The 9760-nt window shown below is 71.3% G+C and carries 9 protein-coding genes and 1 pseudogene; 4 read left to right on the top strand and 6 right to left on the bottom strand.

Annotation, left to right across the window (positions count from 1 at the left end):
- On the top strand, positions 1–687 hold the full coding sequence (locus ABT070_RS37735) for a response regulator (RefSeq protein WP_351767425.1): 687 nt from the start codon (positions 1–3) through the stop codon (positions 685–687).
- Here ABT070_RS37735 and ABT070_RS37740 read toward each other — a convergent pair.
- The 3 genes and pseudogenes from ABT070_RS37740 to ABT070_RS37750 form a co-directional block, all read right to left on the bottom strand.
- Positions 640–1368 (bottom strand): annotated as a pseudogene (locus ABT070_RS37740) (phosphatase PAP2 family protein); the annotation flags it as partial. The gene ABT070_RS37735 and the pseudogene ABT070_RS37740 sit on opposite strands and share 48 nt — an antisense overlap.
- A gap of 356 nt (positions 1369–1724) precedes the next feature.
- Positions 1725–3197: a serine/threonine-protein kinase gene (locus ABT070_RS37745; protein WP_351767426.1), complete on the bottom strand. Its 1473-nt coding sequence runs from the start codon at positions 3195–3197 to the stop codon at positions 1725–1727.
- Between the two features lie 455 nt (positions 3198–3652).
- A complete protein-coding gene (locus ABT070_RS37750) occupies positions 3653–4003 on the bottom strand; it encodes a putative quinol monooxygenase (protein WP_351767427.1) in 351 nt (116 codons plus the stop codon).
- 159 nt (positions 4004–4162) lie between these two features.
- On the opposite strand from ABT070_RS37750, the gene ABT070_RS37755 reads away from it, so the two are divergent.
- Positions 4163–4537, top strand: a complete 375-nt coding sequence (locus ABT070_RS37755) for a MerR family transcriptional regulator (RefSeq protein WP_351767428.1) — start codon at positions 4163–4165, stop codon at positions 4535–4537.
- A gap of 342 nt (positions 4538–4879) precedes the next feature.
- On the opposite strand, the gene ABT070_RS37760 is transcribed toward ABT070_RS37755, so the two are convergent.
- Positions 4880–5197, bottom strand: a complete 318-nt coding sequence (locus ABT070_RS37760) for a hypothetical protein (RefSeq protein ID WP_351767441.1) — start codon at positions 5195–5197, stop codon at positions 4880–4882.
- Between ABT070_RS37760 and ABT070_RS37765 the strand changes: the two genes are divergently transcribed.
- On the top strand, positions 5144–5398 hold the full coding sequence (locus ABT070_RS37765) for a hypothetical protein (protein WP_351767439.1): 255 nt from the start codon (positions 5144–5146) through the stop codon (positions 5396–5398). The genes ABT070_RS37760 and ABT070_RS37765 overlap by 54 nt on opposite strands.
- Before the next feature lie 439 nt (positions 5399–5837).
- Here the strand turns inward: ABT070_RS37765 and ABT070_RS37770 are convergent, their stop codons facing one another.
- Positions 5838–6788, bottom strand: a complete 951-nt coding sequence (locus tag ABT070_RS37770; RefSeq protein ID WP_351767429.1) for an SRA domain-containing endonuclease — start codon at positions 6786–6788, stop codon at positions 5838–5840.
- A gap of 16 nt (positions 6789–6804) precedes the next feature.
- A complete protein-coding gene (locus ABT070_RS37775; RefSeq protein WP_351767430.1) occupies positions 6805–7158 on the bottom strand; it encodes a hypothetical protein in 354 nt (117 codons plus the stop codon).
- A gap of 528 nt (positions 7159–7686) precedes the next feature.
- On the opposite strand from ABT070_RS37775, the gene ABT070_RS37780 reads away from it, so the two are divergent.
- Positions 7687–9447 (top strand): S8 family peptidase, encoded by a 1761-nt coding sequence (locus tag ABT070_RS37780; RefSeq protein ID WP_351767440.1) that lies wholly within the window; start codon positions 7687–7689, stop codon positions 9445–9447.
- The last annotated feature ends 313 nt before the right edge of the window (positions 9448–9760 follow it).

The following is a 9760-nucleotide window of genomic DNA, read 5'->3' on the forward strand; positions in this document are numbered from 1 at the left end:
ATGATCCGGGTGCTGATCGCCGACGACGAGCCGATGATCCGCGCAGGGGTGCGGGCCGTCCTGGCCACGGATCCGGACATCGAAGTCGTCGCCGAGGCCGTCGACGGGCACGACGCCGTGGACCAGGTGCGGCGCCACCGCCCCGCGGTGGCGGTCCTCGACATCCGCATGCCGGGGATCAACGGCATCGACGCGGCGGCGGAGATCCGCAGAGCGGTGCCGGCCACGAGCGTCATCATGCTGACGACCTTCGGCGAGGACGACTACATCCTCCAGGCACTCGGCGGTGGTGCCGCAGGCTTCCTGATCAAATCGGGCGAACCCGAGGAACTGATCGCCGGAGTCCGTGCGGTGGCCGAAGGCGCCGCCTACCTGTCACCGAGGGTCGCGGCCCGGGTCATCGCGCACCTCGCCGCGACGGGAGCCGGCACCCTGGCCGGCCGGCGCTCCGCCGCCCGCCGCCAGGTCGACGCCCTCACCGCCCGGGAAAGAGAGGTACTGGCCTTCCTCGGAAGCGGCCTGTCCAACGGGCAGATCGCCCGGCGGCTCCACGTGGTGGAGGGAACGGTCAAAGCCCACGTGAGTTCCATCCTGGCGAGGCTGGGCGTCGACAACCGGGCCGCTGCCGCGGTCGTGGCCCACGAGGCCGGGATCATCGCGCCGCCGCCTTCCCCTTCCCAGCCGTGATGCCGCCCCCTGGGCAAGGGGCATGAACGCGAGCAGCACCGCCGCCACGACAGCGCCGCCGAGCGTTGCGCCGGCGAGCACATCGTGCGGGTAATGAACCCCCGTCAGCACACGCAGCAGCGCGGCAGCCCCGGCCAGCGGCAGCGTGACGGCGGCGAGGCGGGGCCGCAGCACGGCAAGACCGACGGCCAGCCCGGCGGCCAGGGTGGCGTGGTTGCTCGGGAAGGACCAGTCCCCCGCCCCGGGGCATTCCGCGACGGATTCGGCGCCTGCGCGTAACGCACGGCAAGGACGCTCCTCGTCCACGACGAGCTTCAGCGCTTCGCTCACCGCATAGGCCGCGACGGTTCCGAGACAGGTCAGGACGGATCCGGCGGCCTCCCGTGGGTCTTTGCGGCGGATTGCCGTCCACCCCATCCGGACCAGCAGCATGGCGAGGATCACCAAAGTGCCCTCGGTGGCCGTTTCCAGGAGCGGGCCCAGCCACGACGGTGCGTCCGCCACCGCCCCGGCCACCGAACGGTACGCGGACGCCGAAGCACCCCCCGTGACCTCGACAGCACCAGCCTCGCCCAGCCCACCTGGGGACAGCCACGTGACAACTCCCGCCCCCACGAACAGGACGGCCGACGCGCCGAGCAGCCGACCGGCTCGGGCTTTCCTTCGCGGTTCTCTTTCCATGAGCCCGAACGTAGAAGCGGGAACAGCCGGGAACCCGAGCCGAACGGCAACCCCGGACCTTGACGATCGTCAGGATTGACGGCTCCGGGCACCTCCGTTCCGCGTCACCGGACAGCACGCCCCGGCTTCAGCGAACCAGAGATCGCTTCGCTTCAGCGGACTTCGGATCCTCCCGGACCCCGGCGGTGCAGGAGAGCGCGCCGCGCCTCGACGACCGGGCGGCCGAATCGTCTCCGGCCTGTGCACTGCCGCCCCTGCTTCAGGCCGACCAACACAGTGGACTCCCACACCTACCCGGCCGCCGGCGCGTGCAGCGCCTCCCGGAGCATCCCTCCGGGAGGCGCGCCGGTGGGCGGTTACCGCTTCTTTTTCTTCGTCGCCTTTTCCGCGCTCCGTGCGCTGCCCTGACCCGTGGTCGCCTCCTTCTTTGCCTGACCGGGCGGTCCGCTCGCGGCCCTGGTTCCGGGGCGCGCTGCGGTGTCGGCGGCGGTGCCGGGTGCCGGGGTGAGGTTTCCCGGTAGCGGGCGGACGCTGTGCGCGGGGGCGGAGCTGGTGCGGCCGACGGACGGCTGTGGCACCGGTGATGTGCCGGAGCTGCCGTCGCCGCCTTGTGAGGTGCCGGAGGAAGGGGAAGTCACGGCCGGACCGCCGGCGGGAGAGGCCGCCTTGTTCTCGGCGCCCTGCCGCGAGGAACCGTCGGCGACGGCGAGGGTGGCGGCCATGGCGGCGGTGAGTGCGGCAGTTGCCCCGGCCATCAGGACGCGGCTCCGGACGCGAGCAGGTGCCGAAGCGGCTCCGGGGGCCGCTTCGGCCAGGGGCCGCTCCGGGGCGGGCAGCGGCTCCCTGCGGGTACCGGTGGTGCCCTCGGCAGGCTGCCGGCCCGCGACGATGCTCGTGACACGGCCTGCGGGCAGGCGGGACCCGAGGCCCGTGAGGCCCGTGAGGTCCGTGCCGGTGGACAGGAGGGTCAGTGTCCGGGCGCAGTCGGGTGCCGTGGGGCGTGTCTGCTCGTCCAGGGCGGTCATGTCCCGCAACAGGGCGGCGAGTTCCGTGGGGAGGAAGTCCGGGAGGCGGGGCGCGCGGTGAAGCCGCGCTATCGCCGCTTCCAGGGGACCGCCGTCGTACTCGAGCCTGCCGGTGAGGCATTCGAGGAGTACCAGCCCCAGGGCGTAGACGTCGGACGGCCGTCCGACGGGCCGGCCCAGGACCTGTTCGGGCGAGAGATAGGCCGCCGTGCCGACGAGGGTGCCGGTGGCGGTGGCGGTGCGTGTGGTGGCATCGAGCAGCCGGGATATACCGAAGTCGGTGAGGTGGGCACGACCGGATGCGTCCAGGATGACGTTGGACGGCTTGACGTCGCGGTGGACGATTCCCGCCTCGTGCGCGTGGGCCAGGGCATCGGCGAGACCGGCGCCGACCGTGGCGGTGGCTCCGGGAGACAGGGGGCCCTCGGCGATGCGCGCCTTGAGGGTGTGGCCTTCGATCAGTTGCATCACCAGATAGGCGTCACCGTCGTGCCGTCCTGCGTCATAGGCGGTCACCAGTCCGGGATGCTGCAACCGGGCCAGGATCATGGCCTCACTCAGAAGGGCTTCCTCCGTGTCGAACCCGGTGTCGGGCCGGAAGAGTTTGACTGCCACCGGCCGACGCAGCTTCAAGTCGAAACCACGATGGACGTCCGCGGCACCACCCGAACCGATGAGCGCGTCCAGGCGGTACCGGCCGGCCAGTATCCGGGCGGAGTACCGGGAAGCCAGTGCGAAACCCGACTCGCGCAACCCCAATGTCTTCTCCCACTTTCCTGACGGACGCTTCCGGCGTACGCCCACCGGCGGCGGGCTCCCGGCCGCGGGTACCCGCACGGCACCGGACTACCCGTGGCACCTCCCTTGCGACACCGCCCCAAACCGGCCGACGCGGATCCCCCGGGGCCACGCCGCTTCCGCCCGTCAGACGGAGCGCCCCGAACTCGCTGCCGACGTACCGACGTGCCGAGCAGGGGATGCGGGCCATGACGCGTTTACCGACCGTCTGCTGCTCGACGACGAGGTCCTCGGCAACAGCTTTGACGATCTCCAGGCCGTGCTCTGTGCGGTGTGCTGGTGCTGCGTCCGGGGCCGGTATCGACGGCCCCGGACGTGTCAGTGCGGGAGGAACGGCCGGTCAATGTGACGGTCCCCGACCTCCACGCCGATTCCGGCGGCCCGCATGCCGCGCAACGGCGGACGGCGATCGCCGGATGCGGCCGGCCCCGTGTGCCGTGGGTCCGGCCGTGTGCTGTGGGTCAGGAGAGGGGGTGCAGCCAGTGGGCCTCCAACTCCCCCTCGACCAGCCCTGCGATGGCGGCGAAGTACGCCTGCATGAACGGCTGCGACACGTGCGCCAGCAGGTGGGCGCCGGAGGACCAGCGCTCGTAGAAGGCGAAGGCGCCCGACTGGTCCGGCGCGGTGTGCACCACGTACTGCTCGCATCCGTCCTCCTTGCGGGTGAGGCCGATGATCGCCTGGATCTCGCCCAGCATCCGGCCCTCCTCGCCCGCCTTGGCCCGGGCGTATCCATATACCGCGACCGGCGTGTCCGAGGCGAGGATGGCGGCGGGGATGAGGCCGTCGGGTGTGGTGTCGTCAGTGCTCATGAGGTCCTACTCCGTCATGGTCGGTTCCGCCGGTGTTGATGGCCGGCTGCCAGAGTGTAAAAGTTGACGTTGACGTCAAAGGCAAGTCTGGTGACGAACCACGGGACGGCCCGGCGGCAACCGGGACCCAGCGGCATGTGGAACAGAGGGAGCGACGGGATGCGTATCGGCGAGGTGGCATCGGCCGCGGGAGTGAGCACGCGGGCGCTGCGCTACTACGAGCAGCAGCAGCTCATCGCGTCGAGCCGCAGCGCAGGCGGGCAGCGCCTCTACAGTCCGGACACCGTGGAGCGAGTGCGGTGGATCCAGCTCCTCTACGCCGCCGGGCTGAGCAGCCGGACGATCGTGGAGTTCCTGCCGTGCGTGCACACCGGTATCGCCGGCCCGGAGATGATCGCCCGGCTTCGCGCGGAGCGGAACCGCCTCGACGATCACATGCGGGACCTTGCCGCCACGCGAGCCCGACTGGACTCTGTCCTCGCCGCCGCCGAGTTCGGCACGACACGGCCGGCCGGCGAGGCCGCGGGGGTCTGAGGCTCGACCAGGACACGCACGCCTTGGCCCGGTGCCCAGGCCGAGGGCGCGGAGCTGGCCCTCCATGCCCTCGCGGTAGCCGACGACCACCTCCGGGCCCAGGACGCCGAGGAGTCATGAGGGTTGGCCCCATGCCGGTTCAGCCTCGGCGGCGGTTGCGCTTCTCGGCGCGAGCCCTGGCCGGGGCTCGCGCGGTGGGACTCCTCGGCTTGGGACCGCGCCACGGGCATGTCGAGACGACGGCGGTCTTCCATCTGCGCGTCGTGGACGTGCTCCGGCTCGCGCGAAGCCCAGCGACGAGGCTGCTCCGGCTCCGGACGCCGGGCCGTAGCGGTCCAACCCTCACCGGTCGGTGAGTTCGGCGCCCTCGGCTTCCCGAGCCAGCTCTGCCTCCGCCGCGATGCGGGCGGCCTCGCGGCGCCGTTCCTGCTCGCGCCACTCGGCCTGACGGTCCCGGAGGTCCGCTGGGGCTGCCTGGGCGGCCATGAATGCGGTGGACCGGGAGATGGCCGCGTCGCTGCTGGCCGATGCCGCCGTGCAGTCGCTGGGTTCCTCTACTTCGCCGGCACCGCCTGCCGCCCGCGACCGCTCATCCTTGACCGTGTCCTGTCCCGTCACCTGCGCAGGACGGCCGCCGCAGTGGACTGGGCCAGCGGCCACGACCCGGACGGCTCCGTTGCCGCCCGAGTGTGGGCGGACGGGACCTGGTCGTCCCACCGCTACGGGTCTACCTCTGCTTCCTGCACGCCACCACCCATCAGCTGGCCGCCGGTGCCAGCTGGTGACAGCTGGCCGTTCGGCGCATCACCCGACCTGCTCGAATGCGCGCTGTTCACCACCACTTGGCAGGCATCCGGCTGACGGCACAGCCCGGGGCGGGCGCGCCTGTTGGCGGGCAGCGTCCACATGAGGACCGCGGGGTGGCGCCTTCATCGGTCGAGTCGCCGTCGAGCAAGGCGGCGACCAGACGCTGGTGCTGTCAGGACGCCGGGGTGGCGGCAGCAAGCTGCCGGTCGGTGTCGGCGGCCATCGTCGCGATGGTGGACTCCAGACGCTGAACCGACCGGGGAGGCAGCCTGGGGCTGCGCCGCCCGCCCCGGGAGCCGAAGACCGCCCGCACCGGGTCGGTGAGCTCGGTCAGCAGCTCGACCTTGCGGTTGTCGCCACGCTGCCCCGGCCGAGTGCCCCGCCGGGCGGCCGCCAGGGGACCACAAGGCCATCAAGGACAGATGGTCACGCGTCGTGCCGTGTCAGCACCTGCTGGGGATGCGCTACGGCGGATGGCAGGACGGACCGCTGCTCAATGTGCGGCGTGCCTCGTCAGGCCGATGAGGTCGCTCCACAGGCCCGTGGTACACCATGTGTTGCCGTCCGGCCAGATGGTGTCGGCGCCCATGTCACGGACGAGCTCCCTGAGTTCTCGGTCGGGTTTGGCGGGCAGGAGGACGGCCTTGCGCAGGACACCGGGGGTGTGGCGGGTGTAGTGGGCAAGCTGCCCGATGGCCATGCGGACGTCGTCGGTGGTGTTTGGGCCGGCCTTGGCCTCGATGAGCAGATTGAGGTGCGCGATCCACGTGTCGGTGAGCATCGGGGAGCAGCCTGCGGTGTGCCGGATACCGAGTCGGTGGACGGCGTAGCCCTGGCTCATCACGTAGCGTTCGAAGGCTTTGGACAGTCTGGTCTCGGGCCGTTCGTGGGCCAGGGGGGACTCCCGGGCTTCGCGGCACAGCAGGTCGCAGCGTTCAACGCGGCGTACGTCCACGTATCGGGGATCGCCAGGTGGCAGGAGCTGTCCTGGCCGGTGGGTGACGCTGTCGATGCTGCGCAGGCGGAACAGCGGGTGGCGGGCCGGTGGTCTGTCAGGGTGGTGGGGAACGGTGAGTTCTCCGGCGATGTCCTCCAGCATGAAGGAGTCGACGAACCGCCACAGCCGATCGCGCCGGACCGCGGGGGCCTCGAGGATCTGCAGACGCCGACCGCGGCTCCAGGCCGTTTCGATCGCCTTGTTTGCGGGGTTGGACTCCCAGTCTCCGGTGCTGAGGTCGGAGGCGCCGGCGTAGTAGTAGAAGCCGTCGTCTCGCCATCCGCTGCTGGGTGCGTGCTGGAAACCGAACAGGAAGATATGGGTGCTCTTGTTCGTGGGAGCGATTCCTGCCATCCGCGAGCCGCCGTATCGCTCGTGCAGCGCCGCGCGTGACGTGAAGTCGCCCTGGCTGAAGATCCATCGGTCCGGCATACGCGATGTGAGCACTTGGCCCGGCTCTCCCTCAGTTGTTCCGAGCGGGCAAGGCTAACCGGCGGCACTGACAGCCGGAGCTGGCCGAGGATCTGCGGCAACCGGAGGCATCGAAGCAGGGCCCACTGCAGCCCATGAACAGCACCGGAAAAGCGGCGGCCCGGTAGGGCCCGTCCCCGGCAACTCCGATGCCGGGGACGGGCAGATGCCGGGACGAGTCGACCGAGCCGATACCGCCCTTGCCGCGGTGGATGCCGGCCCCGCGCCGATCGTGCTGGTTGCTGGCTGCTAGTTGCTGGTTGCTGGTCGAGTGCTCGGGTCGGCCGAGCGGCAGGTGGGTCTTGAGCGCGGGCAGGTAGGTTCCGTGGATGTTGGGCGCGGTCATCTCATCGACGTCGGCGGGGAGTTGGGGGCGGGGCCGCTCGGGGCGGGCTACAGCCAGGTGCCGGCGCTGATCCGGGCGAGGACGACGGTCGCGTACTGGTCTCGGGCGCCGGGGACGAGGGGATCGGTGACGGTGGTGGGTCCGTCGTAGGTGATGCGGATGCGGGCCGCAGGCCTTCGTGCAGAACGGCCTCAAGGGCGGCGATGGCCGGGGAGCGTCTCAGGTCGGGTCCGGAACTCTGGTGCGGGCAGCACGGCCGGCGCCAGGTCGGCGGCGTATGCCAGGGCGCGGTCGGCGTCGCCGGGCTCCCGAGGGATCTCGCCCCCCGGATTCCCGGAGTGCGTCTCTTTTCAGCCATGCTCCTGTGACATCCCTGTGCGGAAAGGTACTTCCGCACAGGAGCATGCACCTGACATCTTGCATCCACCATTCGTTTCGTACGGCCCCGCCGGTGCCCTCGGCGCGGCGGGGCCGTCTCCGGAGGACGCATTGATACCCCCCATATCCGGCCGATCCAGACGCACGCTGGTGCTGGCGGCCACGCTCGGCGCCGTCCTCGCGTTCGGCGCCCCGGGCGCCCTCGCGGGCACGCTCCCCGTCGCCCCCTCCGCCGCGTCGGCCGCCAAGGCCCACGCTCCGGCCGCCGTGCCGGCTGCCCTGAGTGCGACCTGGGTGGCCGGCACGCGTGCCTACCTCGTGATCACCGCCCCCGGTGACAGTTCGGCGGTCCGTTCCGCGATCGCGGCCAACGGCGGCACCGTCTTCTCGAACTTCGACGCCATCGGCGTGATCGTCGCCCACTCGGCGTCCAGCGGGTTCGCCGCCACCATGCGCGGCGTCGCCGGCGTGCAGCAGGTCGGCGCCACGCGCACCTCGGACGTCCCGGCCGACGCCTACAACCCGGCGCTCCCGGCCGATCCGGCCCAGGCCTCGACCCCGGCCGGCGAACCGGTCCGGGCCGACATGAGCCAGATCAAGGCCGACCAGGCCTGGGCCGTGAACCCGGGCTCCGCCTCGGTCAAGGTCGGCATCCTGGACACCGGTGTGGACGACCGGCACCAGGACCTGGCGCCCAACTTCGACGCGGCCGACTCGGTCTCCTGCGCCTACGGCAAGCCCGACACCCGTGCCGGGGCCTGGCGGGACGTCGACACGCACGGCACCCACGTGGCGGGCACCGTCGCCGCGGCCAAGAACGGCAAGGGCGTCGTCGGCGTGGCCCCCGGCGTGACGATCGCCGCGGTCCGGGTCGCCGAGCCGGGCAACGCCTTCTTCTTCGCCGAGAACACCATCTGCGGCTTCGTCTGGGCCGGTGACCACGGCTTCAAGGTCACCAACAACAGCTATTACACGGACCCGTGGCAGTTCAACTGCCCGGACAACATCGACCAGGCCGCCATCATCGAGGGCGTCAAGCGCGCCCAGGAGTACGCCGAGGGCAAGGGCTCCCTCCAGATCGCCGCGGCGGGCAACGAGAACTACGACCTCGCCCACAAGACGACCGACTCCGCGAGCCCGAACGACTCGACGCCGGTCACCCGCACCATCACCAACGCCTGCCTCGACATCCCGACCGAGCTGCCGGGCGTGGTCACGGTCGCGGCCAACGGCACGGGCGTCACCAAGGCCTCGTTCTCCAACTACGGGCAGGGCGTCATCGACGTCGCGGCGCCGGGCAGCAACGTGTACTCCACCGTCCCCGGCGGCGGCTACGGCAGCAAGAGCGGCACCTCGATGGCCACCCCGCACGTGGTCGGCGTGGCGGCACTCATCGCCAGCACCGAACCGGGCATCACCCCGGCGCAGATCCGCGCCAAGCTGGCCGCCCAGGCCAACGACATCGCCTGCCCCTCGGACAGCCGCTGCACGGGCACGACGGCCAGTAACTCGTTCTTCGGCGAAGGACAGGTCGACGCCCTCAAGGCCGTCGGGACCACCCCGCCGCCCGGCAAGTACTTCGAGAACCTCGCGGACTTCGCCGTCAACGACAACGCAACCGTGGAGAGCCCGATCGCCGTGACCGGCGTGACCGGCAACGCCCCGGCCACCCTCAAGGTCGGTGTGGACATCAAGCACACCTACATCGGTGACCTGAAGGTCGACCTGGTGGCGCCGGACGGCACCGTCTACACGCTGCACAACCACACCGGCGGCAGCGCCGACAACATCGCCCAGACCTACACCGTGAACGCCTCCTCCGAGGTCGCGAACGGCACCTGGCAACTGCGCGTCAACGACAACGCCGCCTCCGACACAGGCAAGATCGACGCCTGGAACCTGACCTTCTGACGCAGGGCCCGGCACTACCCGCGTCGGCACGCTGTGCGCCGACGGCAGCTCCCTGTCCGCGGCCGCGGACGAGGCGGGCTGCCGTCGGCCAGGGCTGGAACCCCTGCGCGACAGAGGGCACAGGGGCCTCGGCGGCGGTGAACGCCGCGGCCGGGGCCGCCATGCCGGAGGCGTCCGGGAATGCCGCGAACGGCCTGGAGCCGGTGCCCGGCTCACCGTGCGGACGGGGGTGTGATACCCGGCGGGCAGACGGCGGATGAAGCCGTCGGCCTGTGCTGCTCGCGCGGCCGCGTGGACCCGGGCTTCCGGGACC

It is taken from the genome of Streptomyces sp. NPDC002884 (genome assembly GCF_040295245.1).
Taxonomy (GTDB): domain Bacteria; phylum Actinomycetota; class Actinomycetes; order Streptomycetales; family Streptomycetaceae; genus Streptomyces.